Genomic DNA, 26,237 nt, shown 5'->3' on the forward strand with positions numbered 1-26,237 from the left:
CCCTCCAGAGCTGATCATGCCGGACGGCCGCGCCGCGCGCCTTACCCCCACCGGCCGCCCGGTCAGCCGGCCGTCACCGACGACCGGGCCACCGGCGCGTCGAAGTACGTGTCCGGCCAGGGTTCGTCGCGGTAGCGGTAGTGCCACCACTCGCGGTCGTAGTTGACGAAGCCGGCGTCGGTCATCAACTGCCGCAGCAGCCTGCGGTTGTCCCGCGCCACGCCGGTGATCCGGGGCGAGTCGGTGTGCGCCAGCGGGTCGAAGCAGTCGAAGCCGGTGCCCATGTCGACGCTGTTGTCGCCGAAGCGCTGCCCCCGCGGGGCGGTGCACGACACCAGCGGCTGGCCCGGGGCGTACGGGGCCTGGGCGGGGGTCGGCACGTCGACCAGGGTCACGTCGACGGTGCTGCCCCGGCTGTGCGCGGTGGGGGCGCCGACGTACCCCTCGTCGAACAGCTTCGACTTCGCCACCCGGGGATAGAACTCCGCCTTCATCCGCTGCTCGCCGGGCTGCTTCGACCAGGCGACGAAGTCGTCGGCGGCGCGCCGGGGGCGGTAGCAGTCGTACACCTTCAGACTGCGGCCCCGGGCGAGCGCGGCGTCCTGCACCCGGCGCAGCGCCTCGGCGGCCTGCCGGCTGAGCAGGCAGAGCGGTTCGGGGTAACCGGCGACCGGGCGACCGACGAAGTTGTGCGCGCCGGCGTACCGGATGTCGGTGCGGATCCGGGAGTCGACGTCGGTGAGGACCACGAAGCCCGGCAGGCGCGGCGCCCCGGCCGCCGTCGGGGTCGCCGACACCGACACCGACGGCGCCGCCGGCGGGGAGGGCGAGGGCGGCGGAGAGGGCGCGGGCGGCGGCCCCGGCCGCCCGCAGGCCGACGCCAGCGCCGCGACCGCCACGGCCGCCGCGACGACCCGGGCGGCCGTGCCGCCCCTGCGCCGGCCGCTCACCCCCGCGTTTCCCACGCCCCCCTGTCTATCAGGGCCCGGGCCCGTCGGGCCCCGGCTCCGGCGACAGGTGTACGCGCAGGAACCGCAGCGCCGCCTCGTCGTCGTCGATCCCGCCGGCCTCGTGGCCGTTGTAGCGCCAGACGGACAGCTCCGACGGCCCCGCGCAGGCGTTGACGGCGGCGAAGACCGTCGACGGCGGGACGATCTCGTCCATCAGCGCCACGGAGAAGCGGGCCGGTGGCCGGCACCGCCGGGCGAGGTTCACCCCGTCGACGTACGCCAGGGTGGCGAACACCCGGTCCTCGGCGTCCCGGTGCACGGCCAGGTAGTCGCGGATCTCCCGGTAGGGACGGGTGTCGGTGACGGCCACCGCGCGCGGGATGTCGCACAGGAAGGGCACGCCGGCCACGACGGCCCGCAGGTCGGGCACCAACGCGGCGACGGCGAGCGCGGCCGCGCCGCCCTGGCTGTGCCCGAGCACGGCGATCCGCGTCGGGTCGACCCCCGGCAACTCGCCGGCCGCGTCCACCGCCCGGACGGCGTCGGTGAGGAACCGCCGGTAGTAGTACGTGCGCGGGTCCTCCACGCCCCGGGTCGTCACCCCGGGCGCCTCCGGCCCGGCGGCGGCCGGGTCGGGGGTGTCGCCCCGGCTCCAGCCGGCCCCCTGACCCCGGGTGTCCATCTGCAGGTGCGCGAAGCCGGCCGACGCCCACAGCAGGTTCTCCAGCGGATGGCCCCGGCCGCCGCCGTAGCCGGCGTACTGGACGACCGTGGGCAGGGGCCGCCGCCCGGCGCGGGGCAGCCGCAGCCACGCCCGCACCGGCTGCCCCGCGAACCCGGGAAAGGTGACGTCGAGGACGTCGATCGTGGCCAGCCCGACGTCGACCGGCTCGGCGCGCACCGGCCACCCGCAGGACCGGGACTCGGCGAGGGTCTCCGCCCAGAACCGGTCGAAGTCCGCCGGCTCCCGCACCCCGCCGCGGTACGCCCGCAGCTGGTCCTCGGGCAGGTCGGTGAGCGCCACCGCTCACCCGTGCCGGGACGTGACGGTGAACCGGGGGTGCAGGCTGCGGGTGTGGTCGACGTGTCGGGCGGGGCCGCGCAGCTCGACGGCCGCGACCAGCCGGTGGTCGGTGCTCGACGCGGAGAGGCGCAGCTCCAGCTCGCCCGCCTCGACGACCCGCCGCCCGTCGCGGCCCGTGAACGAGAACAGGTCCGCCGGCACGGCCACGTCGACCCGGCAGGCCGCGCCCGCGTCCAGCGGCACCCGGTGGTAGCCGATCAGCCGCTGCACCGGCTGGACGACCGACGCCACCGGGTCGTGGGCGTACACCTGCACGACCTCGCTGCCCCACCGGGAGCCGGTGTTGCGCAGCGTGAAGCGCAGCCGCAGCTCCCCGTCGGTCGCGGCGTACGGCTCGTCGACCACCAGCTCCGACCAGTCGAAGGTGGTGTAGCCGAGGCCGTGGCCGAAGCCGTACGCCGGCGTCGGGTCGACGTTGGAGACGTCGGTGGCCTGGCCGAGGCGCGGCGCCAGGTAGGTGCTCGGCCCGCCCCCGGGCCGGCGGGGAACGCTGACCGGCAGCCGCCCCTGGGGTTCGACGCGGCCGCTGAGCACGCCCGCGATCGCCGGGGTGCCCTCCTCGCCGGGGAAGAACGACTGCACGACCGCCGCCGCCTCGTCGACGGCCCGGCCCAGCGCGTACGGCCGCCCGGCCAGCAGCGTCACCACCACCGGGGTGCCGGTGTCCAGCAGCGCGTCGAGCAGGTGCTGCTGCGCGCCGGGCAGGGCCAGCGACTCCGCGTCGCAGCCCTCGCCGCTGGTGCCCCGGCCGAAGAGTCCGGCCCGGTCGCCGAGCGCCGCGACCACCACGTCCGCGTCGCGGGCCGCCTCGACGGCCGCCGGCAGGCCCGAGGTGTCGGTGCCGTCGACCGGCACGCCGGTCACCGTGACGACGGTGCTGTCGGGGAACTCGGCCCGCAGCGCGTCCGCCAGCGTCGGCAGCGCGATGCCGACGGGCACCTCCGGGTGGCGCGGTCCGACGTGGGCGGGGAACGAGTAGCAGCCCAGCACCGCCGTGGGGCTCTCCGCCTGCGGTCCGACGAGCGCGATCCGGGCCGGTCGGGCCAGCGGCAGGGTGCCGTCGTTGGCCAGCAGCACGACGGCCTGCTCGGCGACCTCGCGGGCGAGGGCCCGGTTGGCCGGCGGGTCCAGGTCGACGGTGCCGCGCAGCGCGTCCGGGTCGGCCAGGTCCGCCCCGGCCAGGGCCGCCGGCACCGGGCTCCATCCGGGGTCGAGCAGGCCGAGCTGGGCCTTCTGCGTCAGCACCCGGCGCACGGCCCGGTCGACGAGCGACTCCGGCACCAGGCCGGCGGCGAGGGCCTCGCGCAGCGGCGCGCCGAACGTCTTCACGGTGGGCAGCTCGACGTCGACCCCGGCGACGAGTGCGGCGGCGGCGGCCTCCTGCCAACTGCCGGCCACCCCGTGCAGGGTGCGCAGGAAGGCGATGCCGAAGTAGTCGGCCACCACCGTGCCGGTGAATCCCCAGGTCTCGCGGAGCAGCCCGGTCTGCAGTTCCTCGTCGGCGGCGGACGGGACGCCGTCGATGTCGGTGTAGGCGCTCATCACCGACCGTACGCCGCTCTCGCGCACCGCCATCTCGAACGGCGGGAGGATGACGTCGGCCCGCTCCCGGAGGCCCATCGACACGGGCGCGAGGTTGCGGCCGGCGCGGGAGGCCGAGTAGCCGGCGAAGTGCTTGAGGGTGGCGACGACGCCCTCGGACTCCAGGCCCCGCACGTACGCCGTGGCGATCGTGCCGACCAGGTAGGGGTCCTCGCCGATGGCCTCCTCGACGCGTCCCCATCTCGCGTCGCGCACCACGTCGAGCACCGGCGCGAGCCCCTGGTGCACCCCGACGCGGCGCAGGTCGGCGCCGATGGCGGCGGCCATCCTGCGGATCAGGCCCGGGTCGAAGGTGGCGCCCCAGGACAGCGGCACCGGGTACGCGGTGGCGCCCCAGGCGGCGAAGCCGGCCAGGCACTCCTCGTGCGCGATCGCCGGGATGCCGAACCGGTTGGCGGCGGCGATGCGCTGCTGGGTGCGCAGCAGGGACAGCGCGCCCAGCGCGGGGTCGACCGGGGCGGTGCCGAACGGGCGGGTCAACTGGCCGAGGCCGTCGTCGAGCAGCGCGTCCAGGTCGACGGGCTCCTCCATCTCGTGCTGGTACGGCGCCACCTCGCCGCCGTCGGCCGACGCGCCGACCCACACGCCGTAGAGCTGCGCGATCTTCTCGGGCAGGGTCATGGCGGCGACCAGGGCGTCGACGCGGGTCGCGACGTCCAGGGCCGGGTCGTTCCACATGGCGGCGTCGGGTTGGATGTCGAGGGTCACGTTGTCGGTCACTTTCCTCCCACGCCCATCAGCCCCTGCACCAGGGCCCGTCGGGCGAACAGATAGACGAGCAGGACGGGCACCATCGACAGCACGACCGCGGCCAGCAGGCCGGGGATGTCGATCCCGTACTGCGTCTGGAAGTTGTAGAGGCCCAGCGTGATGACCTTGGTGCTGTCGGACTGGGTCAGGATGAGCGGGAACAGGAAGCCGTTCCACGCCTGGAGGGCGGAGAAGACGGCGACGGTGGCGATCCCGCCCCGCGACAGCGGCAGCACCAGTTGCAGGAAGACCCGCCCGGGCGAGGCGCCGTCGATGGCCATCGCCTCGTACAGGTCGCCGGTGATGTCCCGCATGACGCCGCTGAGGATCAGCGCGCAGACCGGCAGGGAGAACGCGGCGGTGGGCAGGATGACGCCGAGCAGGTTGTCGTAGAGGCCCGCCTTGCTGATCAGGTAGAAGATCGGCACGATGACCGCCTGCGCGGGGACGGCCAGGCCGAGCAGGAACAGCCGGAACACCTGCGAGGTGAGCCGGCTGCGGCTGCGCACGATCGCGTACGCCAGCGGCGGCACGAGCAGCAGCACGAGGGCCACCACGCTCGCGGTGACCACCAGGGTGTTGAGGAGGTACCGGCCGAAGCCCTGGTCGAAGGCGCCGGTGTAGTTGTCCAGCGTGAAGGTGTCGGGCAGGGCGAGCGGGCCGTTGCTGCCGTACCCCTCGCGGGTCTGCACGGAGACCGCGACCATGACGTAGATCGGCAGGCCGATCAGGAGCAGCCAGAGCAGCGCCCCGAGCCCGGCGAACCAGTTCGGACGGTGCCGCATCACAGGCCCTCCATGGTGCTGCGCATCTTGTCGTAGCCGGAGACCCGCACCACGATCAGCGAGATGACGGTGGCGACGACGACGAGGAGCAGCGCGATGGCCGCGGCGGCGCCGAAGTCGAAGCCGCGGAACGCCTGCTCGTACATGTAGTAGGCGGTGATGGTGGTGTCGGTGCCCGGCCCGCCCTGGGTGAGGATCAGGACGGTGTCGAAGGTGGTCAGCCCGCCGACGACCATGAGGACGACCGAGGTGATCATGGCGTTGCGCAGCTGCGGCAGGGTGACGTGGCGGAACTGGCCCCAGCGGCCGGCCCCGTCGACCTCGGCGGCCTGGTAGAGCACCTGCGGGACCGCGCGGGCGGCACCCTGGTAGATCAGGGTGTGGAACGGGATGAACTGCCAGCTCGCGACGAAGACCAGCACGGCGATCGCGCCGGTGCGGCTGCCGAACAGGTTGCCGTCGCCGAACAGCCAGCGGGCGTGCCCGGGCACCCCGAAGTTCGGGTCGAGCAGCGCCCGCCACAGCACCGACACGGCGGTGGCCGACAGCAGCAGCGGCAGGAAGAAGATCGCGGACAGCACCGCGCGGTTGCGCTGCCGCCCGGCTGCCCACACCCCGATCAGCAGGCTCAGCGGGGTCTGCACCAGCACGCCGAGGGCGGTGAGCAGGACGCTCAGCCACAGGCTGTTGATCATGATGGGGTCGCGGGCGAGCCGCTGCCAGTTGTCCAGCCCGACGAACTCCGCCGAGCCGAGGCCCGCCCAGCTGGTGAAGCTGAGCACGACCACGAGGACCAGCGGGACGAGCGCGAAGAGCCCGAAGAACAGCGTCGCGGGCAGGGCCCAGGCGAAGCCCGGGCGGCTGACCGTGGGGCCGCCCGGGCGTCGTCGGGCCCGTCGCTGCTCCGGCACGGCGGGGGCGGCGAGGGTGGTGGTGGACATGGCGGCGCTCAGCCCGCCTGCAGGGACTGCATGGCCTTGATGAAGCCGTCGGCACCCATCCGGCCGTTGCAGTACTGCTGCACGGCCTGGTGGATGGTGGTGGTGGCGGCCGGCGGGTACGCCTGGTCCCAGGAGAGCTGGAACGTCGGCGCCTCCTTGACCAGGTTGAACTGGTACTTCAGGTAGGCCGGGTTGGCGGCGCCGTCGAGGAACTTCTCGGTGTTGGTGGTGGTGGGCAGGTTGCCGATGGCCAACTGGGCCTGGACGAACTCGTCGGAGTACTGCAGCTTGAGGAACTCCGCGACCGCCTCCGGGTGCTTGGTCTTCTTCAGCACGGAGTAGAAGTTGTTGGTGTTGCCGACCACGTTGCGCGGGTCGCCCTTGCCGCCCGGGACGCTCGGGAAGGCGCTCCAGCCGAGGCCCTCGGCGGCGAAGGTCGGGTTGGCGTCGTTGTGGGTGGAGTAGTTCCAGGAGCCCATCAGCTCGAAGCCGGCCTTGCCGCTGGCCAGCAGGTTGGGCGAGCCGCCGTCGGTGAACTTGACCGAGTCGAAGTTGGTGCCGAACGCGCCCGCGTCGGTCAATTGCCGCAGCAGCTCCAGGGCGCGGCGGCTCTCCGGGCTCGCCCAGGCGCCCTTGTCGCCGCCGAGCGCCCTGGCGAACAGCTCGGGGCCGGCCACCCGGTCGTAGAGGTACTGGTACCACATCTGGGTCGGCCACTTGTCGCCGCCGCCGAGGGCGATCGGGGTGATCCCCTTGCCCTTGAGGGTCCGCACGGCGGACAGCAGCTCGTCCCACGTCTTCGGCGGGGTGATGCCGGCGTCGGCGAGCACCTTCTTGTTGTGGAACAGCAGCACCGGCTGGGTGCCCCGCATCGGCACCCCGTACGCCTTGCCGTCCACCACGGCGGTGTTGAAGACCGAGGGCAGGAAGTTGGCCTTCAGCCCCGGGTCCTTGGCGATCATGTCGTCCAGCGGCAGCAGCAGGTTCGCCTTGATGAACGGCGTGATGCTGCCGCCGCCCCAGTTGAAGAAGATGTCCGGGGCCTGGTTGGTGTTGATGATGGTCTGCAGCTTGGTCTGGTAGTCGGCGCCGGGGATGGTGTCGAGGACCGCCTTGACCTTCGAGGTCTTGTTGAACGTGTCGACGAGCTGCTTCTCGACCTTGTTGGTGGCGTCGCCGTACACCAGGATGCGGATCTCGTCCCGGCCGCCGGCGGAGTCGTCGCCGCCGCAGGCCGTCAACGGCAGCGCCAGCGCGAGGGCTGCGCCGAGAGCGGCGACCCGGACGAGCCGCGTACGTAAAGTCATGATCGACCTCTCGTGGTGGGGGTGTGGTGGGGGAACGTCGACGCCGGCACGACGACCGGAGCCATCCCGATAAATTTCCGGAAGACTTCCGTAACTTGTGCGAACGCTAGAACCGACCTGCCGTGTCGTCAACCCCCGTCCGTGGGGCAAGATGAGCCGACGGAACGGTTCCGCCGTTCCGGACGTTTTTCGGTGCGGACGGGTACGGTCGGCACTTCCGGCCGGTGAAGGAGACGCGGGTGGACGGCGACGACGACGGGCGCAGGGTGACCATCACCGCCATCGCACGGGAGGCCGGAGTCTCGGTGCCGACCGTGTCGCGGGTGCTCAACGGGCGGTCGGACGTGGCTCCCGACACCCGCGAACGGGTCGAGGAGCTGCTGCGCCACCACGGCTACCGGCGGCGTACCAGTCGCACGGTGACCCGCGCCGGGCTGGTCGACCTGGTCTTCAACGACCTCGACAGCCCGTGGGCCGTGGAGATCATCCGCGGGGTGGAGGACGTCGGGCACGGCGCCGGCGTCGGCACGGTGGTCTCCGCCATCCACCGGCAGTCCACCGCCGTGCGGCAGTGGCTGCAGAACCTGCGCGCCCGGGCCACCGACGGCGTCATCTTCGTGACCTCGCACGTGAGCCCGCCGCTGCAGGCCCAACTGCGCCGCCTCAACGTGCCCGTGGTGGTCGTCGACCCGGCCGGCGTGCCCGCGACCGACGTGCCGACCATCGGGGCCACCAACTGGGCCGGCGGGCTCGCCGCGACCGAGCACCTGCTCGCGCTCGGGCACCGACGGATCGGTTTCGTCGCCGGGCCCACCCACCTGCTGTGCAGCCGGGCCCGCCTCGACGGCTACCGGGCCGGCCTGGAGGCCGCGGGGGTGCCGGTGGACGACACGCTGGTGCGCCCCGGCGACTTCTACCACGCCTCCGGCTTCGCCGCCGGAGCGGCGCTGCTCGACCTCGACGCGCCCCCGACGGCGATCTTCGCCGCCAGCGACCAGATGGCGTTCGGCGTCTACGAGGCCGTACGCCGTCGGGGCCTGCGGATCCCCGACGACGTCAGCGTGGTGGGCTTCGACGACCTGCCCGAGGCACGCTGGGCCTCACCCCCGCTGACCACCGTCCGGCAGCCACTGGTGGAGATGGGCCGGCTGGCCGCCCGTACCGTGCTGCGGCTGGCCCAGGGCGAGGCCATCGACTCCCCCCGGGTCGAACTCGCCACCCACCTCGTCGTACGGGACAGCTCGGCTGCGCCGCGCGAGCCGTGACGGCCACCGGAGCGCCGGCCGTCACGGCCCGGGACCCTTCCGGTGGCGCTCCGAAAGTTTCGGCCGTTCCCGCCGGACGACCCGGGCAGGGTCGGCCCGGCGGGAACGGCGCGGACGGTCAGCGGTGGTGGGGGTGGTGGTGCCGCACCGCCCGGTGGATGTCCACCGGCAGGGCGGGCGCGCCGTCGACCGGCGCCGGGTCCTCGGCGGTGGGGGCGATGCCACCGGCCGCGATCCGGTCGAGCGTCGCCAGGCCGGCGGCGTCGATCGAGCCGAAGACCGTGTAGTTCGGGCGCAGCGCCGAGTCGGACTGGACGAGGAAGAACTGGCTGCCGTTGGTGTCCGGGCCCGCGTTGGCCATGGCGAGGGTGCCCCGCGCGTAGAGCCGGCGCACGCCGGTCGGATCGGTCGGGGCCGGCGGCAGGTCGGTGGGCAACTCGTCGAGGTAGCGGTAGCCCGGGCCGCCCGATCCGGTGCCGGACGGATCACCGCACTGGAGCACCTTCAGCGTCGGGTAGGCGGTCAGCCGGTGGCAGGAGGTCCGGTCGTAGAAGCGGTGCCGCACCAGGTGCAGGAAGCTCTGCACGGTGCACGGGGCCGCCTCCCGGTCGAGGGTCAGCCCGATCGGCCCCTGGTTGGTCCGCAGCGTCACCCGCACCGTGCCCCGGTCCGGGGTACGCCTCGGGTCCGGCGGGAGCGGGACCGGCCGGGCGGCCGGCTCCTCGGGCGTCTCCGTGTAGGCGCACGGCCCGGGCGTGACCCGGGCATCGGCCGCGGCGTCGGCCGGAGCCCCGACGGGGGCGGCCACCGCAGTGGCGCCGCCACCGGTCACCAGCGCGCCCGCCACCAGGGCCACCCCGGCGAGACGGGTCAGCGTACGGGCCGGTCCGCGGCGCGCCGCGATCGAGAGGGCGGGGTGCGGTCGGGGATCGCTCGACACGTGGGTCCTCCTGGACGTGTGGCACCAGAAAGACCGGAGTCTATGGAGCGCTTCGCCGGTTGTCGATCCGCACTGCCCGACGACCCGCCCCCGAGCCACTCGGCCACCGGGCCGGGCCCCCGGGCCCCCTGGCCCCCGGGCCCCCTGGCCCCCGGGCCGCCAGACCACCGGACCACCGGACCCCCGGACCACCGGACCCCCGGACCCCCGGACCGCCGGCCCGCCGGGCCGCCGTCAGGGTGTCCGGCGGCGGGCCGAGCGACGTCGCCGCAGCAGCACGGCCGCCGCCAGCCCGAGCACGGCCGCCGCGAGCAGGGCCACCGGCCATCGACCCATCAGACCCTCGTCGAGCGGGCCGCTGGCCGCGGCCGGGCGCGGGGCGCCGGTGGCCGCGAGCGCCGGCGGCGTGGCAGCCGCCGAGGCGATCAACTCCCCCGGCTCGACCAGCCGCCCGACGGTGGAGTCCCTGGGCAGCGAGAAGCCCCAGTCGAGCAGGGCGGCGCCCTGCTCCCAGCCCCGCGCCGGCTGCGGCTCGGCGCCCAGCAGCGTGACCACCAGCCGGCGGCCGCCCCGCTCGGCCGCGCCGACGTACGTGTGCCGGGCCAGGTCGGTGAAGCCGGTCTTCCCGCCGAGCGCACCGGGATAGCGGTAGATGAGCTGGTTCTCGTTCTGGATCTCGAAGCCCTTGGTCCGCTGCGCCGGCTGGGCGGGGATGCGGTGGGTCTCGGTCAGCGCGTACCGGCGGAACGTCGGGTCGGCGAAGCACGCCCGGGCGATCAGCGCCAGGTCGTACGCGCTGGTGAACTGACCCTTGCCGTCGAGGCCGGACGGGGTGACCGCGTGGGTCTGCAGGGCGCCGAGCCGGTGGGCCTCCTCGTTCATGGCCCGCACGCCGCCCGCCATTCCGTCCGGGCCGCCGCCGAGGCGGGCCAGCACGTTGGCCGCCTCGTTGCCGGACTGCAGCAGCAGCCCGAGCCAGACGGTCTCGATCCGATAGCGGCCGCCGGCGACCAGCCCCACGGCGGAGGAGCCCGGCTCGATGTCCATGTCGCCGTCGGTGACGGTGACGACCTGCGCCGGATCGAGCCGGGGCAGCATGGTGGCCGCCAGCAGCAGCTTCTGCACGCTGGCCGGGGTGGCGTGCTCGTGTGGGCCGCAGCCACCCAGCACCTGGCCGGTGTCCAGGTCGGCGACCAGCCACGAGGTCGCGGTGACCGCCGGTGGCCGGGACACCGCCGCCGGGACGACGAGGCCGGCGGTGGCCAGCGCCGGTCCGCCGACGGCCCGCTCCTCGGGCATGGCCGGCGGCGGCGACGGGCGCGGTGGCCGGGACACCTTCGGCGCGGGCGCTCGCGGGCACGGCGCCGGCGGCACCGCGGCAGCGGTCGTCACGGAGGCGGTACGCCCGGTCGGGCCTGCCGACCCGGCGACGGGCACGCCGGCCGACACGGAGACGGGCACGCCGGCCGACACAGGGACGGGCACGCCGGCCGACACGGGGACGGGCACGCCGGTGGCGAGGAGGACGGCGGTCGCCGTGGCCGCCAGCAGCCGAACCTTCATGTCCGCACCCTAGCCGGCAAGATCGTGGTGCGGGCCGGCTTCCCGATGCTGCGCGGCGAACTCATACGTCACGACACGCCGCACCTGGCACCTGGCACCTGGCACCTGGCACCTGGCACCTGGCACCTGGCACATCCTCCCCGGGACCGCCTCCAACCCGCCCCGACGCGGGCCGCAGGCGCGGCGGCCACGCCTGCGACCTTGTTCGCCCCGCCGCCCACAACTTCCTGGAAAGTGCGGCCTCCCGGTCGCGTCGAGACCACGCTTTCCCGGAAGTTACGCGATCTTGACCACTGTTGCGGATGCGGCGGGCCCGGCGTACACAGGGCGGGGCGGCCCTCGCACGGCCTGCGGCGGGACGGTCGCGTGGCGCGGGTATAGGCCGGCCGCGCGCGGGTGTAGGGCCTGCCGCGGGGTGTGGGGGGCGGGGTGTGCGGCGCGGGGTGCAGAACCCGGACGGCACGCGAGGCGCGGGGTGTGGGTGTGAATGTAGGGCGCGCAGGCCGGGGGTGGATCGGCCCGGCGGGCACCCCCGGTTCGGGACCATCGGCCCTGCCGGCGTGCGTCGCCGGCGCGGAAGCTGGTAAACCGAAAGCGGTAAACGGTTTACCGGTTTGCGGAAGGCGCGCCGTCGGCCCGCCCCGCACGCCGGTGCCACACCGATCCGGAAGGACGCGCCATGGAAGCCCTCTCGCTGACCCGCCTCGCCGAAGAGCAGCTCGCCGCCGCCCGGGAGGCCGACAGCGGACGCAGCGCCCGTAACCTGCACAGCGGCCGGGACCGCCGGCTGCGGCAGACCCTGCTCGCCCTCTGCGGCGGCCGTTCGCTCGACGAGCACGACAGCCCGGGTGAGGCGACGTTGCAGGTGCTCCAGGGACAGGTGCGCCTGGTGGCGGGCGACGAGTCCGGGGAGGGCCACGCCGGCGACCTCATGGTCATCCCGCCGCGGCGGCACGCGCTGCACGCCGTGACCGACGCCGCCGTCCTGCTCACCGTGACGCCGCTGCCGTGACCACCGTGCCGGCCCGCCGCCCGGCCGCCGGTTCGGCCGGGCGGCCCACGACCCCCGTCGTCCGCATCCGCGAGGCGGACTGGAATGCCACCAGGCCTGTCCGCGCCCGCGAGGAGGATCGGAGGAGCATGGCTTCCGTCCGCGTCCACCGCGGGGACCGAGGACCGGCGACCCCCGTCGTCCGTGGCAGGGGGCGGGCATCCGGGTGGCTGCCGCCGCAGCACGGCGCGTGGGCGATGCTGCTGCTGCCCGTCCTGGCGGCGGTGATCGTCACCGGCCCGCACCCGCTGCACCTGCTCCTGCTCGGGGCGCTGCTCGCCGCATACCCGCTGTCGTACTTCCTGCTGCTGGCGGTCAAGACCGGCCGGCTCCGGCGGGTACGCCCGCAGTTGACCGCGTACGGCGTCGTCGCCGTGCTGTGCGCCGCTCCCGTGCTGGTGGCCCGGCCGGCGGTCCTGGCGTACGCGCCGCTCTTCGGCGTCCTGGCCGCCGTCAACGCCGGCTTCGCGCACCGACGCCGGGACCGGGCGCTCGTCAACGACCTCGCCTTCGTGGCGCAGTGCGGGCTCCTCGGGTTCGTCGTCGCGACGGTCGCCGAGGTGCCGCCGGCCGAGGTGGCCGGGGTGACGGTGGTGGTGCTCGGCTATCTCGTCGGCACGATCCTCTACGTCAAGACGATGATCCGCGAGCGGGACAGCGTCCGGTACCGGTGGGCGTCGTGGGCGTACCACGGGGTCGCCGTCGTTGCCGCGGCGCTCTGGGCGCCGGCGCCGGTCGCCGTGGTCTTCGCGGCGCTGCTGGCGCGGGCCGCCCTGCTGCCGGGGCGTCGGGTCACGCCGAAGCGGGTCGGGTTGGTCGAGATGGCGGGCACCCTGCTGGTGCTGGCGGCGCTGGCGTTGTCGGCGTCCGGCTGACCACCGGGTCGCGGCCGGGCCGGCCGCGTCGGTTGGCTCACAAGCCATTGCCCGCGGCCTCCCCCACCCACTAGAACCGGGGAACGATCGCCCGGAGGTCCCGGCGACGGTGGCGAGGTGATGGCCGTGGCTCTGATCTCCTACGACGACGCCGACGCGGCCGCCTTCGCCGCCGGTCGCGAGCTGGCGCGCAGTGGGCTGGACCGCTGGCGGCACGCGATCGGGCAGCACCTGCGGCCCCGGGCGGGCACCACCGTGCTGGACCTCGGTGCCGGCACCGGAGCCTGGGCAAGTGCCTTCACCGACTGGTTCGGCGCCCGGGTGGTGGGGGTGGAACCCGCCGAGGCGATGCGCTCCCGCGCCGCCCACCGGCCGCTGCTCGCCGGCGACGCGGTCGCGCTGCCGCTGCGGGGCTCGACGATGGACGCCGCCTGGCTGTCCACGATGATCCACCATGTACCCGACCTGGACGCGGCGGCCCGGGAGCTGCGGCGGGTGCTCCGGCCGGGCGCGCCGGTGCTGATCCGCTCGCCGTTTCCCGGCCGGCACCAGCGGATCGCCCTGTTCCGCTGGTTCCCCGAGGCGGTCGGGGTGTTGCGGCGCTACCCCGACCTCGTGGGGGTGCGTTCGGCGTTCGCGGCGGCCGGGTTCACCGTGAGCAGCGTCGAGCCGGTCGCCCAGACCACCGCCTCCTCGCTGGCCGAGCTGGCGGAACGCCTCGAACGCCGGGCCCACACCCCGCTCCAGTTGATCACCGACGAGGAGTACGCCGCCGGGTTGGCCCGGCTCCGGGCCGCTGCGCGCGAGGAGACCGGCCCGGTCGTCGACCACCTCGACCTGCTGGTGCTGCGCTGAGCCAGCCCGGCAGGGTCGGGTCGCGGTGCGTCAGGTGGTCGCGCGTCGCCACCGAGGCACGCAGCCGTGCAGCAGGCGGGCCCGCGAGCGGCGCTGTTTCCGAGCCTATTTGAGGAGCAGGACCACAGGGTCTATCAGCGAGCCTCCGACGAAGAGGAACAGCGCGGTGATGCGGACCGGGCGTACGGGTCTGGCGAGGAAACGGAGGAAGCGCGCTGCCGTGCCGAGCAGTGCCCCCTCCACCGCACCGGCGCGGCGAGCGGCATGGCGGCCAGCGTGAAGACCGTCACGAGAGCCAGGAGCGTGCCGACAGTTCCGAGGATCCGCACCGTCAGCCCTTGGGCCGCCAATCCGCTGAGATCGACAGTGTTGACGGCGACGACCATCGCGATCACGGCCAGCGTCATCAGCACCGCGGCGAGGCCGAAGCTTCGTTCCTTCGCGTCGGCGGCCCTGCCGAGCAGCCGCCGTTCGCTCTCGGGCAGCTCGCGCGACAGGAACTCGTCGATACGATCTCTCACCAGCGCGGACGCCGCCAGGACCTTCTCGCGACTTTGACCACCGCGCCAATCGTAGGTCTCCCGGACCTCGTCCGTCACGGCGCAGCCGCGACCTCGCCAACACCCTCGATGCGGGATCGGGTTCGGCGCACGGGCACCGACGATCGGGGCTCGGTCCACGCTCGACACCCTCGCGCGCCTCGCTGCCCCGCTCCGCGAACGCGGTCACGGGCCGCCCGCGTGCCGAGCCGACTTGGACGCGCTTTGAGACTTTGCCACCCGCTCGGGCACCAGTTCCTGCGGGCACGTCGGGCAAAGTTTTTACGTCCAGTTCAGTGACACGATTGAAGGCAGCCGGAGATCGGGCCGCCTTCCCGGGGGCCCTTCCGCCCCTTGTTGGCGTACGCCGTACCGTACGGCGTACGGTAAGGTTGGTCCGGTCCCCGTGGCAGCAGTCCGGGCGGCCACGTCGCCCACGACCTCGCGAAGGGTTCGCATGCAGCAGCAAGCACGCTCCGCCGCCGACAGTCACGACATGATCGAGGTACGCGGAGCGCGGGAGAACAACCTCGCCGGCGTCTCCGTCGACATCCCCAAACGCCGGCTGACCGTCTTCACCGGAGTCTCCGGCTCCGGGAAGTCCTCGCTGGTCTTCGGGACCATCGCCGCCGAGTCGCAGCGCATGATCAACGAGACCTACAGCGCCTTCCTCCAGTCGTTCATGCCGAACCTGAGCCGCCCCGACGTCGACTCGCTGCGCAACCTGAGCGCGGCCATCGTCGTCGACCAGGAGCGGATGGGCGCCAACTCCCGCTCCACCGTCGGCACGGCCACCGACGCGTACGCGATGCTGCGGATCGTGTTCAGCCGGCTCGGCACCCCGCAGGTGGGCGGGGCCGGCGCCTTCAGCTTCAACCTGGCCGAGGGCATGTGCCCGAACTGCGAGGGCCTCGGCCGGGTCTCCGACCTGGACGTCGACGAGATGGTCGACGTCGAGCGCTCGCTCAACGACGGCGCGATCACCGTGCCCAACTTCGCCGTCGACTCGTGGTACTGGCAGACGATCGTCAACTCCGGCCTGTTCGACCCCGACGTCAAGCTCCAGGACTTCACGCCGCAGCAGTGGGAGGACTTCCTCCACAAACCGGCCACCAAGATCAAGGTGGGCAGCAACAACTGGACGTACGAGGGTCTCGCGGTCAAGGTGCGCCGCCTCTACCTGGCCAAGGACCGCGAGTCGATGCAGCCGCACATCCGCGCGTTCGTCGACCGGGCCGTCACCTTCGCCACCTGCACCGCCTGCGAAGGCACCCGACTCAACGCGGCGGCCCTCTCCTCCCGGATCGCCGGACGCAACATCGCCGAGTGCTCGGCCATGCAGATCAGCGACCTCGCCGAGTTCGTCCGCGGCATCGACGACCCGTCGGTCGCCCCGCTGGTCGGCAACCTGCGCGACCTGCTCGACTCGCTGGTGGAGATCGGCCTGGGCTACCTCAGCCTCGATCGCGAGTCCGCCACCCTCTCCGGCGGCGAGGCGCAGCGGGTGAAGATGGTCCGACACCTGGGCTCCAGCCTCTCCGACGTCACGTACGTCTTCGACGAGCCGACCGTGGGGCTGCATCCGCACGACATCGCCCGGATGAACGACCTGCTGCTGCGCCTGCGCGACAAGGGCAACACGGTCCTGGTGGTCGAGCACAAGCCGGAGACCATCGCGATCGCCGACCACGTGGTCGACCTGGGCCCCGGGGCCGGCACCGCCGGCGGTCGGATCTGCTACACCGGGGACGTCGCCGGCCTGCGCCGCTCCGACACCCTCACCGGGCGCCACCTCGACCACCGGGCCCGCCTACGCGAGCACGTACGCCGACCGTCCGGTCACCTGCCGATCCGCCGCGCCGACCTGCACAACCTGCGCGACGTCGACGTCGACATCCCGCTCGGGGTGCTGACCGTGGTCACGGGTGTCGCCGGCTCGGGCAAGAGTTCGCTGATCCACGGCTCGCTGCGCCGCCGCGACGGCGTGGTGGTCGTCGACCAGTCCCCGATCCGGGGCTCCCGGCGCAGCAACCCGGCCACCTACACCGGCCTGCTGGACCCGATCCGCACCGCCTTCGCCAAGGCCAACGGGGTCAAGGCCGCGCTGTTCAGCGCCAACTCCGAGGGCGCCTGCCCGACCTGCAAGGGCATCGGGCTGGTCTACACCGACCTGGCGATGATGGCCGGCGTCGCCTCGGTCTGCGAACGGTGCGAAGGGCGGCGCTTCACCGACGAGGTGCTCACCTACCGGCTGCGCGGGAAGAACATCAGCGAGGTGCTCGCGATGTCGGCCACCGAGGCGCGGGACTTCTTCCCCACCGGCCCGGCCCGGGTGATCCTCGACCGGATGGTCGACGTCGGGCTGAGCTACCTCACCCTCGGCCAGCCGCTCAACACGCTATCCGGCGGCGAACGGCAGCGGCTCAAGCTGGCCATCCGCATGGCCGACAGCGGAAGCACGTACGTGTTGGACGAGCCCACCACCGGCCTGCACCTGGCCGACGTCGATCAGCTGCTCGCGCTGCTGGACCGGCTGGTCGACGCCGGCAACACCGTCGTGGTCATCGAGCACCACCAGGCGGTGATGGCGCACGCCGACTGGCTGATCGACCTCGGGCCCGGGGCCGGGCACGACGGCGGCCGGATCGTGTTCACCGGCACCCCGGCCGACCTGGTCGCCCACGGCGACACCCTGACCGCCCGCCACCTCCGCGAGTACGTCGCCCGCTGAGGAACCCACGCCCCCGGGTTCCGCGTGTCGCCCGCCGGCACCGGGACCCGGGGGCGTCACCGTCCGGGCGCGGGGACGGCCCGGGCGGGCGGGACGGCCAGCCGGGTCAGCCAGCGGCGCAACGGTGACACCGAGGCCGCGACCGGGGTGAGCAGCCCGACGGTGATCAGCAACGCGTCGAGAAAGAGCGTCGCGAGCACGACGAGAAGGGCCAGCGACGCGACCGTGCGGGCGACCGCCGGCACCGGGCGCGGGGCCGCGCGGTGCACGCCGTGGTAGCGGGCGGGAGTGCGGGGTGGAGCCATGGTGCTGATACCTGCCTAGAAGTTCGGAGGCGCCCCTCCTACCCGCCGTGAGCTGCGTAAACACCACCGATGACGCACACCACAACAACCACACCGGCCGCGGCGACCGTTCCCCGGGCGGGTCAGGCGAGACGGCGCGGCCGCCGGCGCTGCCACGGGGTCTCCACCGCCCGTGGCCGGTAGGCGGCGCGTACCCACTCCACAGCCCGTCCGGCGGCAGGCCGCGAACGAGACAGCGCCGCCCCCGGACCGGGACGGTCCAGGGGCGGCGCTGGGTGTCGGTGTGCATGTCGCCTCTCGGCGCGTGGCGCGACGCGGCTCCAGCCGAACGGTATTCCGCGAAGGCAATTCAGGTGAGGCCCGGGGACACTGGACACACCGACACCTCATTCAACCAGCCGACAGCCTCCGGTGTTCCCCGACCGGCCGCTCTCTTTCAGGACCGCTGGGCCGGGGTGCCCGACCGGGACGGCCGGCCGTGCGTGCGGTGGATGTGCCGTCGGCCGGCACCCGTGTTCGGGTGCCGGCCGGCGGTCCCCCTTGTGGTGGAAGGTCTGTGTCAGCTGTTCCAGTGCTCGGTGACGAGGTCGGCGGCCTGCTGCTCCCACTGCGCGTAGTGGTCGGGGTAGGCCGACACCTGCACCGTCTGCGCCGCCTTCGTCAGCGGCATGTCCTGCCACCCGTCGACCTGCTTGAGACCCTTCAGGAACGCCATGGTCGAGTACTCCGGGTCGGTGATCTGCTCCACCGTGCCCCAACCCGAGGACGGGCGCTGCTGGAACAGGCCCTGCGAGTCATGGTCGTTGCGCTCACCCAGATGACCCAGGTTCTCCAGCTTCGACTCCTGCAACGCCGTCGCGATCGCCACCACGGCGGCACGCTCGTCCATCCCGGCCTTCTTCGTCGCCGCGACGATCGCCTTCACGTTGCCGACCTGCTCGTCCGACAGGTCGATGCGCGACTGCGCACCCTGCACACCGTGCGGAATCAGCTTGCCCTTGTCCGCGCCCGGCTTGTCGGCCTGCACCGCCACGGTCACGGGCGTGCCCTCGACCGGCGAGGCGGCGTGAGCGGTGGCCGGACCGGCGAACACGCCACCGGCGAAGGCCAGACCAGCGATACCCAGAACGCTCTTACGCATGATCGTGTTCACGATGGGCTCCATTCGGGGGGAAGGCACCCGCACGACTACCGAGGGGGATCGGAAACGCGGGTGCAAGCACCGTCCGGCGCTCAAAAGGGAACTGGGGGGATCCGGCACGGGTGCCGGGAAGAATCAGACCGGCCTCGCGTGGGCCGGATCGTGGCCCGTGTCGCGGGGGCGGGGGGACGCCCTCGCGTCGGCCGGACCATGTCCAACGACCGCCGGCCCGCCGTCATTCCGGGCCCGGCACCCCCACCCGCAGGCGGAACGTGCCCCTACTCGGCCGTACGCAGGGTGTAACGACCCCGACCCCGCCACGATTCCGCACCCACGATGCCCCCGATCACACCCCGAAACCGGACACCCGACCCGACACCCGACACGCCGGACACCAGACGGCCCAGAACGCCGGGCACACGCCGCAGACCGAACGGCCGGGCGCACACCGGATCGTCAGCGAGCAGCGCCGATACGAACAGGCGGCACGGACGACGCGCAACCACCGACGGGGTGTGGCCCGCCGTGCCCGGCGCAGGGATCAAGCCTGACCGCCCGGAGCCGGGCACGGCGGGCCACACCCCCACCACGACGCACCGCAACCTGACCACCCGAACCCGGCCACGGCGGACCACACCCCCAAACTCGACGCACCGCACGCCCAGGACGCACCGCAACCACAGCCCACCACCCCGCAGAGCGAGCAGGATTCGCCGAACAGATCACCCGAGAGCCACCCCGACAGATTCGTGAACTGGACAATGGTCACAGTCCGTATCCCGGGACGGCCGGCGGGTACACCGACCTGGGGTGATAGCAACGGTGCGACCAGCCAGCAAGTGAAGGGACGTGTCGGTATGCCGGAGAGCGTGGAGACGGTGTTCGCCAGCGTGGTCGCCCGCAATCCGGGAGAGCCGGAGTTCCATCAAGCGGTACGCGAGGTGCTGGAGAGCATCGGACCGGCGCTGGCCCGGCACCCCGAGTACGCCGAGGCGCGGATCGTCGAGCGGATCTGTGAGCCGGAACGGCAGGTCATCTTCCGGGTGCCGTGGGAGGACGACCACGGCCGGATCCACGTGAACCGGGGCTTCCGGGTGGAGTTCAACAGCGCGCTCGGCCCGTTCAAGGGCGGGCTGCGGTTCCACCCGTCGGTGTACCTCGGCATCGTGAAGTTCCTCGGCTTCGAGCAGATCTTCAAGAACGCACTGACCGGGCTGCCGATCGGCGGCGGCAAGGGCGGCGCGGACTTCGACCCGAAGGGGCGCTCGGACCGCGAGGTGATGCGGTTCTGCCAGAGCTTCATGACCGAGCTGTACCGGCACATCGGCGCGGACACCGACGTGCCGGCCGGGGACATCGGCGTGGGCGCCCGGGAGATCGGTTACCTGTTCGGCCAGTACAAGCGGATCACCAACCGGTACGAGTCGGGCGTGCTCACGGGCAAGGGCCTGGCGTACGGGGGCGCGCAGGTGCGGCGGGAGGCGACCGGCTACGGGGCGGTCTTCTTCGCCGACGAGATGCTCCGGCAGGCCGGGGACAGCCTGGACGGCAAGCGGGTGGTGGTGTCCGGCTCCGGCAACGTGGCGATCTACGCGATCGAGAAGGTGCACCAGCTCGGCGGGAAGGTCGTCGCCTGCTCCGACTCGACCGGCTACGTGGTGGACGAGAAGGGCATCGACCTGGACCTGCTGCGCGAGTTGAAGGAGCAGCGTCGGGCCCGGCTGGACGACTACGCGCAGCACGTGCCGCACGCGGTGGCGGTCTCCGGTCGTACCGTCTGGGAGGTGCCCTGCCAGTTGGCGCTGCCGTGCGCGACGCAGAACGAGATCGGCGGCGCGGAGGCCGCGGCGCTCGTGGCCGGCGGGTGCGTCGCGGTGGTGGAGGGCGCGAACATGCCGACCACGCCGGAGGCGGTGCGGATCCTGGGCCGGGCCGGGGTGCGGTTCGCGCCGGGCAAGGCGGCCAATGCCGGCGGGGTGGCGGTGAGCGCCCTGGAGATGCAGCAGAACGCCGCCCGGGACTCGTGGACCTTCGCCGCGTCGGAGCAGCGCCTGCGGGAGATCATGCGGAACATCCACGACCGGTGCTGGGCGACAGCCGAGGAGTACGGGCTGCCCGGCGACTACGTGGCGGGGGCGAACATCGACGGGTTCCGCCGGGTGGCGGAGGCGATGCTGGCGCACGGCCTGATCTGAGCGGGCGCCGAGTCGGCCATTGACACACCTCGACGGCGGGCCTACCTTCGGGGCGCTACCGGCCGGTAGGCACCCGTCCCGCCGCCATCCCTGGGCGGCCCTCCGAGGGAGCAACGATGCCGTCCTCACCCGTGCGCGCCGCCCGCCGCCTGCTGGCCGCCGGCGTCGCCCTGGCCGTCGCGGTCGGGCTCGCTGGCGCCGCGCCGGCCTCGGCCGCCACCGACCGCCATTCCGACGGTACGCAGCCGCTGCCCGGCTACACCATCGACAACCCGCCGCTGGCGCCGCTGGTGGTGGGTGGCGCGCCGAGCACCGTCCGGCAGGGCGTGCACCGGCACGCCGGCTTCGTCATCGAGGTGCCGGCGAAGTGGAACGGCGACCTGGTGATGTGGGCGCACGGCTACCGCGGCCAGGAGAAGGTGCTGTCGCCCGAGCCGCCCGGCTTCGGGCTGCGGCAGCGCCTCCTGGAGCAGGGGTACGCGTGGGCGTCCTCGTCGTACGACCGCAACGGCTTCGACATCCGCTCCGGCGTACGCGGCACCAAGGACCTGGCCGACCATTTCGCCCGGGTGGTGAAGCGTCCCCACCGCACGTACGCGGCCGGGGTGTCGATGGGTGGCTACGTCATCGCCCGTTCCCTGGAGCAGTATCCCGGCTTCTACGACGGGGCGCTGCCGATGTGTGGCGTGCTCGGCGACCACCAGCTGCTGGACTTCTTCCTGGACTACAACCTGGTCGCCCAGGCTCTCGCCGGCGTGTCGGCGTACCCGACCCCGCCGGACTACCTGAGCAACGCCGTCCCCCGCATCCAGGTGGCCCTCGGGCTGGCGGGGCTCACCCCGACCGGCCCGGACACGACCAACGCCCGTGGCAGGCAGTTGCGGGACATCACCATCGAGCGGTCCGGCGGCCCGCGTCCCGGCGCGGCGGCGTCCTTCGCGGTGTGGAAGGACTTCCTCTTCGCGATCAGCACCACCGACGGGGGCGACTCCCCCGCCGAGCGTCCCGGCCAGCTCGCCACCAACCTGTTCACCCGGTACGGCCCGAACAGCCCGGTCGACGTCAACGCCGCCGTGCAGCGGGTCGCCCCGGAGAACCCGCTCCAGCGGATCCTGCCGACCCTGACCGAGGTGCCCCGCATCGCCGGACGGCCCACCGCCCCGGTGGTCAGCCTGCACAACCTCGGCGACCTGTTCGTGCCCTTCTCGATGGAACAGGCGTACGCCCGGGACGTGGCGAAGCACGGCCGCAGCCGGCTCGTCGTCCACCGGGCCATCCGGGCCGCGCAGCACTGCGAGTTCACCCCGGCCGAGGCCGGCGCCGCCTGGGACGACCTGACCGCCTGGGTACGCACCGGCGCCCGTCCCGCCGGCGACCCGGTGACCGATCGGGCAGCGGTGGCCGCGCCGGACTACGGCTGCCGGTTCAGCGACCGGGCCGCGTACGCCGCCGGCGTCGGCACCCGCCGCCTCTACCCCGCCTGCTGAGACTCACCCCCCCGGCCGGGAGTTGACCGGCAGGCTGCCGAAGACGCCGCTGGCCGGTACCCCGTGCGGGGTACCGGCCAGCGGCGGTAGTTCACGTGTGTCAGCTGTTCCAGTGCTCGGCGACGAGGTCGGCGGCCTGCTGCTCCCACTGGGCGTAGTGGTCGGGGTAGGCCGACACCTGCACCGTCTGCGCCGCCTTCGTCAGCGGCATGTCCTGCCACCCGTCGACCTGCTTGAGACCCTTCAGGAACGCCATGGTCGAGTACTCCGGGTCGGTGATCTGCTCCACCGTGCCCCAACCCGAGGACGGGCGCTGCTGGAACAGGCCCTGCGAGTCATGGTCGTTGCGCTCACCCAGATGACCCAGGTTCTCCAGCTTCGACTCCTGCAACGCCGTCGCGATCGCCACCACGGCGGCACGCTCGTCCATCCCGGCCTTCTTCGTCGCCGCGACGATCGCCTTCACGTTACCGACCTGCTCGTCCGACAGATCGATCCGCGACTGCGCACCCTGCACACCGTGCGGAACCAGCTTGCCCTTGTCCACGCCCGGCTTCTCCGCCAGGGCGACGGCGGTGATCGGGGTGGCCGCCTCGACCGGCGCGGCACCCTCACCGTGGTTCAGCGGACCAGCGGCCAGACCACCGGCAACAGCCAGACCAGCGATACCCAGAACGCTCTTACGCATGATCGTGTTCACGATGGGCTCCATTCGGGGGAAGGCACCCGCACGACTACCGAGGGGGATCGGAAACGCGGGTGCAAGCACCGTCCGGCGCTCAAGGAAGCTCAAGGGGAAAAGATCAGACCGACCAGGATCTCGCCGGGGCGGGGGACGCCCTCGCGTCGGCCGGACCATGTCCAACGACCGCCGGCCCGCCGTCATTCCGGGCCCGGCACCCCCACCCGCAGGCGGAACGTGCCCTCACTCGGCCGTACGCAGGGTGTAACGACCCCGACCCCGCCACGATTCCGCACCCACGATGCCCCCGATCACACCCCGGAACCGGACACCCGACCCGACACCCGACACGCCGGACACCAGACGGCCCAGAACGCCGGGCACACGCCGCAGACCGAACGGCCGGGCGCACACCGGATCGTCAGCGAGCAGCGCCGATACGAACAGGCGGCACGGACGACGCGCAACCACCGACGGGGTGTGGCCCGCCGTGCCCGGCGCAGGGATCAAGCCTGACCGCCCGGAGCCGGGCACGGCGGGCCACACCCCCACACCCCCACCACGACGCACCGCTCACCAGAAACCGCACAGAAACCAGAGACCGCACGGCAGACCCACACCTACGAGCAGGGCCCGGAACCGCGGGGACGGCACGGCAACCTGCCCCGTAGCGCCGCACGTGTGGGAGGGAACGCCGACAAGCCGACGCCCGCCGGGAACCCGACGGGCGTCAGCCGTGCCCGGAACATCGTCCGGAAGGTGCTCAGGTCAGCGCGCGGCTCCCATGCCGAAGCGGTGACGCTTACGCCACACCAGCGACATGAGCAGGAGCACCGCGCCGGCGCCGACGAGGCCGCCGCCGACCTTCATCGGGGTGCCCAGGCTGTCACCGGTGACGGGCAGCGGTGCCTGGTGCTTCTTGAGCACGGTGAGCGTCGCCGTCGCCACCTGATCCGACGTCTGGCCCTCGGCCCGGAAGGTGTAGGTGCCGTGGCGGCGAGGCGTGTAGGTGGTGCGGAATTCGCCCCGACCGTCAGCCGTGACCACGATCGTGTTGCGGTCGGGCTGAGGTGCCTGCTGGAACGAGACCGGCGCCATCGCGACCGACTCGCCGGTGCTGCGCCGCGCCTGCTTCTCCAGGACGGCGGCGGCGTGCGGCGAGCTGCTGACGGTGATGACGACCGTTTCGCCGGGCGTCCAGCCCTTGCCGATCAGGGTGGCGGTCTCGCCGACCACAACTGTCGACGGGCTCACCTTGAGCGTCGCGGCGCCGCCCGGTGGGTAGACCGGCGGCTGTGGCACGCCGGTGCCGGGCGCCGCCCCCGCTGCCGTCGGCGCGGCCAACACGGCCAGACCGACCGTGAGCGCCATGATGATGCGGGATAGCCGCATGATTGGTTCCCTCCTACTGATCACAGCTTGGTGCGGAAACAACTTGGGTGGTCCATGGGGTGGCGGTGGGGGTCAGCCACAGCTCGGCCGTCCCGACGCCGGTCTTCGCGGTGAGCACGGTGACCTCCAAGGTGCGGGAGTTTCCCGGGCCGACCTCGACGTTCGTCGTGGTCACCTGCCGGCGCCGTTCGGTGCCGCTGCCCACCGCCGTCTCGACGCCGTCGAGGCGGGTGGTGAGCACGGCCCCGCCGGCTGGGCTGTGCACCGACACCAGCGTGCGGACGGTGTACGGGTCGCCGGCCAGGCCGAGGCCGAGGACCGACTTGCTGAGACCCGACTTCGGCGCCGACGAGCGGAGGGTGACCCGGAGCCGAAGCTCCCGGCGTCCGTCGGCCCGGCAGTCGCCGACCGTGAGGGTCGCCGTCGGCCGGAGGTAGTAGCCGAGCTTCGCGCCGCTGCCGTCGTTGAGGAACACGCCGACGGTCGGCACGGTGTCCGTCTCCGGGAGCGCCCCGGCCATCCGGCTGTCGCCGAGCGTCCGTTGCTCCTCCGGTCGGGCACTCCAGAACAATATCCGGCGTTCAGTGACAGCACGGTCAAATGCGGACAATAAACCCTTCGGGTCTATCTTCTTCGTGACCAGCGCGTCGAACACGGCGGCGGCGGAGGCGGCGAAGAAGGCGTCCTGCTCGTCGTTCTCCATCCGCTGGTAGCTGTCGCTGAGCACGGTCTGGACGACCTTCTCCGCGGCGAGCGGGACGCCACCGGGCACCATCACCGGGCCGGTGGCCTTCAACAGGTAGGACAGCACCACCGGGTCGACGGCGAGCACGCCGTCCACCTCGGTCTTCTCCCGACGCCGGAACATCTCTCGGTAGAGCGCGGCGGCGGTCGGGAAGTGCGGGGTGAGGTTGACGTCCGCCGGATAGATCCCGGGCAGGTCGGCCCAGAGGCGGCGCACCTCCGCGGGCACCTTCAACGGCGGCTCGAACTGGCCGAGCGCACTGCTCGTGCCCTGCCGCCCCATCCGCACCCGGCCGCCGTCGGCGTGGATCAGGGCGTACGCGCCGATCATGCCGCCGGTGGCGCGCAGCTCGGCCGGGTTCTGGGACACGACGAGATAGGTACGGGGACCGTTGGCGCCGAGCAGGGGCGGCAGCAGCCGGCTGGCCTGGTCCGCCGCGGCGGTGAGTCCCGCCAGCCGGTCGATCTCGCCCCGCAGGTCGGCGAGGGCCTGCCGGACCTGGCTCACCAGGCCGTCGGTGGGCACCACCGCGAGGTTGTCCCGGGTGCCCTGAACCGCCGAGTTGACGGTCGACAGTTCCGCCGACAGTGCCTTCAGCCGGGCCACGTCGAGCCGCCCGCCCTCGGGTACCAGGCTGGTCAGGTCGGTGCGCAGCAGCAGCGGGAAGGCCTGCCGGGCCAGGTCGTCGACCGCGACCGAGATCTGCCGTACGGCGGCGAGGTTGTCCCCGGCGTACGGGGTGTGCCGCCCGAGCCACCAGCCGGGGTCGTCGGTCGCCGCCCTGGCCTTGCCCGCCTGCTCCTGGAGCGCGGCGAGGGTGCGCTGCGCCCGGGCCGTGTCGCCGCCGACCACCTGGGCGCTGAGTTCACGGGCCAGCCCGGCGGCGTTGAGCAGATGGGCACGGGCCTGCCAGCCCCGGAAGCCCACCCAACCACCGGTCAACAGGAGCAGGGAGCCCACCACGAGGGAGGCGAGCAGGGCGCGACGGAGCTGCCGCCGCCGACGGGACCGACCACGCCGTCGACGCGGTCTCTGGCTCTCCCTCACTCCAC

General features: G+C 73.1%; 20 protein-coding genes and 1 pseudogene. 7 read left to right on the forward strand and 14 right to left on the reverse strand.

The features are described from left to right. Positions 1 to 62: 62 nt before the first annotated feature. The 6 genes from GA0070606_RS03550 to GA0070606_RS03575 form a co-directional block, all read right to left on the reverse strand. A complete protein-coding gene (locus GA0070606_RS03550; protein WP_091107220.1) occupies positions 63 to 899 on the reverse strand; it encodes a M15 family metallopeptidase in 837 nt (278 codons plus the stop codon). Positions 900 to 978: 79 nt separating this feature from the next. Beyond that, entirely contained in the window at positions 979 to 1,974 is a 996-nt protein-coding gene (locus tag GA0070606_RS03555) for an acetylxylan esterase (RefSeq protein ID WP_091095037.1), read from the reverse strand. Positions 1,975 to 1,977: 3 nt separating this feature from the next. After that, on the reverse strand, positions 1,978 to 4,356 hold the full coding sequence (locus GA0070606_RS03560) for a beta-xylosidase/alpha-l-arabinosidase (RefSeq protein ID WP_091095039.1): 2,379 nt from the start codon (positions 4,354 to 4,356) through the stop codon (positions 1,978 to 1,980). Then, positions 4,353 to 5,171: a carbohydrate ABC transporter permease gene (locus GA0070606_RS03565; protein WP_091095041.1), complete on the reverse strand. Its 819-nt coding sequence runs from the start codon at positions 5,169 to 5,171 to the stop codon at positions 4,353 to 4,355. The genes GA0070606_RS03560 and GA0070606_RS03565 overlap by 4 nt, the downstream gene beginning before the upstream one ends. Continuing rightward, complete coding sequence (locus GA0070606_RS03570) at positions 5,171 to 6,112, reverse strand: carbohydrate ABC transporter permease (protein ID WP_091095043.1); 942 nt, start codon at positions 6,110 to 6,112, stop codon at positions 5,171 to 5,173. The genes GA0070606_RS03565 and GA0070606_RS03570 overlap by 1 nt, the downstream gene beginning before the upstream one ends. A gap of 8 nt (positions 6,113 to 6,120) precedes the next feature. Continuing rightward, the gene (locus GA0070606_RS03575) at positions 6,121 to 7,419 is read right to left on the reverse strand and encodes an extracellular solute-binding protein (RefSeq protein ID WP_091095045.1); all 1,299 of its coding nucleotides are present in this window, start codon (positions 7,417 to 7,419) and stop codon (positions 6,121 to 6,123) included. Between the two features lie 218 nt (positions 7,420 to 7,637). Here GA0070606_RS03575 and GA0070606_RS03580 point away from each other — a divergent pair. After that, a pseudogene (locus tag GA0070606_RS03580) lies at positions 7,638 to 8,684 on the forward strand (LacI family DNA-binding transcriptional regulator); the annotation flags it as partial. Positions 8,685 to 8,802: 118 nt separating this feature from the next. Here the strand turns inward: GA0070606_RS03580 and GA0070606_RS03585 are convergent. Both GA0070606_RS03585 and GA0070606_RS03590 read right to left on the reverse strand, forming a co-directional pair. Next, positions 8,803 to 9,624, reverse strand: a complete 822-nt coding sequence (locus GA0070606_RS03585) for a peptidylprolyl isomerase (RefSeq protein ID WP_425413021.1) — start codon at positions 9,622 to 9,624, stop codon at positions 8,803 to 8,805. Positions 9,625 to 9,858: 234 nt separating this feature from the next. Continuing rightward, positions 9,859 to 11,187 (reverse strand): D-alanyl-D-alanine carboxypeptidase family protein, encoded by a 1,329-nt coding sequence (locus GA0070606_RS03590; protein WP_141721574.1) that lies wholly within the window; start codon positions 11,185 to 11,187, stop codon positions 9,859 to 9,861. A 679-nt stretch (positions 11,188 to 11,866) separates the two neighbouring features. Here GA0070606_RS03590 and GA0070606_RS03595 point away from each other — a divergent pair. The 3 genes from GA0070606_RS03595 to GA0070606_RS03605 all read left to right on the forward strand — a co-directional run bounded on the left by GA0070606_RS03595 (position 11,867) and on the right by GA0070606_RS03605 (position 13,968). Further along, positions 11,867 to 12,199 (forward strand): cupin domain-containing protein, encoded by a 333-nt coding sequence (locus tag GA0070606_RS03595; protein ID WP_091095046.1) that lies wholly within the window; start codon positions 11,867 to 11,869, stop codon positions 12,197 to 12,199. A gap of 128 nt (positions 12,200 to 12,327) precedes the next feature. Continuing rightward, positions 12,328 to 13,113: a YwiC-like family protein gene (locus tag GA0070606_RS03600; protein WP_091095048.1), complete on the forward strand. Its 786-nt coding sequence runs from the start codon at positions 12,328 to 12,330 to the stop codon at positions 13,111 to 13,113. A 126-nt stretch (positions 13,114 to 13,239) separates the two neighbouring features. Further along, positions 13,240 to 13,968 carry a class I SAM-dependent methyltransferase gene (locus GA0070606_RS03605; protein ID WP_091107229.1) on the forward strand — a complete coding sequence of 243 codons (729 nt, stop codon included), beginning with the start codon at positions 13,240 to 13,242 and terminating at the stop codon, positions 13,966 to 13,968. A 134-nt stretch (positions 13,969 to 14,102) separates the two neighbouring features. On the opposite strand, the gene GA0070606_RS03610 is transcribed toward GA0070606_RS03605, so the two are convergent. Beyond that, entirely contained in the window at positions 14,103 to 14,567 is a 465-nt protein-coding gene (locus tag GA0070606_RS03610) for a hypothetical protein (protein WP_091095050.1), read from the reverse strand. 397 nt (positions 14,568 to 14,964) lie between these two features. On the opposite strand from GA0070606_RS03610, the gene GA0070606_RS03615 reads away from it, so the two are divergent. After that, a complete protein-coding gene (locus tag GA0070606_RS03615; protein ID WP_091095052.1) occupies positions 14,965 to 17,238 on the forward strand; it encodes an ATP-binding cassette domain-containing protein in 2,274 nt (757 codons plus the stop codon). Between the two features lie 56 nt (positions 17,239 to 17,294). Here GA0070606_RS03615 and GA0070606_RS03620 read toward each other — a convergent pair whose 3' ends face one another. Both GA0070606_RS03620 and GA0070606_RS03625 read right to left on the reverse strand, forming a co-directional pair. Then, positions 17,295 to 17,543, reverse strand: a complete 249-nt coding sequence (locus GA0070606_RS03620) for a hypothetical protein (RefSeq protein WP_091095054.1) — start codon at positions 17,541 to 17,543, stop codon at positions 17,295 to 17,297. Positions 17,544 to 18,102: 559 nt separating this feature from the next. Next, positions 18,103 to 18,696, reverse strand: coding sequence for a hypothetical protein (locus tag GA0070606_RS03625; protein WP_091107231.1), 594 nt, complete (start codon positions 18,694 to 18,696; stop codon positions 18,103 to 18,105). 845 nt (positions 18,697 to 19,541) lie between these two features. Between GA0070606_RS03625 and gdhA the strand changes: the two genes are divergently transcribed. Continuing rightward, complete coding sequence (gene gdhA, locus GA0070606_RS03630; protein WP_091095056.1) at positions 19,542 to 20,879, forward strand: NADP-specific glutamate dehydrogenase; 1,338 nt, start codon at positions 19,542 to 19,544, stop codon at positions 20,877 to 20,879. Between the two features lie 116 nt (positions 20,880 to 20,995). After that, complete coding sequence (locus tag GA0070606_RS03635; RefSeq protein ID WP_091095058.1) at positions 20,996 to 22,366, forward strand: alpha/beta hydrolase family protein; 1,371 nt, start codon at positions 20,996 to 20,998, stop codon at positions 22,364 to 22,366. A 100-nt stretch (positions 22,367 to 22,466) separates the two neighbouring features. Here GA0070606_RS03635 and GA0070606_RS03640 read toward each other — a convergent pair whose 3' ends face one another. The 3 genes from GA0070606_RS03640 to GA0070606_RS03650 all read right to left on the reverse strand — a co-directional run bounded on the left by GA0070606_RS03640 (position 22,467) and on the right by GA0070606_RS03650 (position 26,148). Next, positions 22,467 to 23,066, reverse strand: a complete 600-nt coding sequence (locus GA0070606_RS03640) for a hypothetical protein (RefSeq protein WP_091107233.1) — start codon at positions 23,064 to 23,066, stop codon at positions 22,467 to 22,469. A 750-nt stretch (positions 23,067 to 23,816) separates the two neighbouring features. Beyond that, on the reverse strand, positions 23,817 to 24,440 hold the full coding sequence (locus GA0070606_RS03645; protein ID WP_091095060.1) for a hypothetical protein: 624 nt from the start codon (positions 24,438 to 24,440) through the stop codon (positions 23,817 to 23,819). 13 nt (positions 24,441 to 24,453) lie between these two features. Beyond that, positions 24,454 to 26,148 (reverse strand): DUF4012 domain-containing protein, encoded by a 1,695-nt coding sequence (locus GA0070606_RS03650; RefSeq protein WP_425413081.1) that lies wholly within the window; start codon positions 26,146 to 26,148, stop codon positions 24,454 to 24,456. Between the last annotated feature and the right edge of the window lie 89 nt (positions 26,149 to 26,237).

This window comes from Micromonospora citrea, assembly GCF_900090315.1.
In the GTDB taxonomy this organism is placed as follows: Bacteria; Actinomycetota; Actinomycetes; order Mycobacteriales; family Micromonosporaceae; genus Micromonospora; species Micromonospora citrea.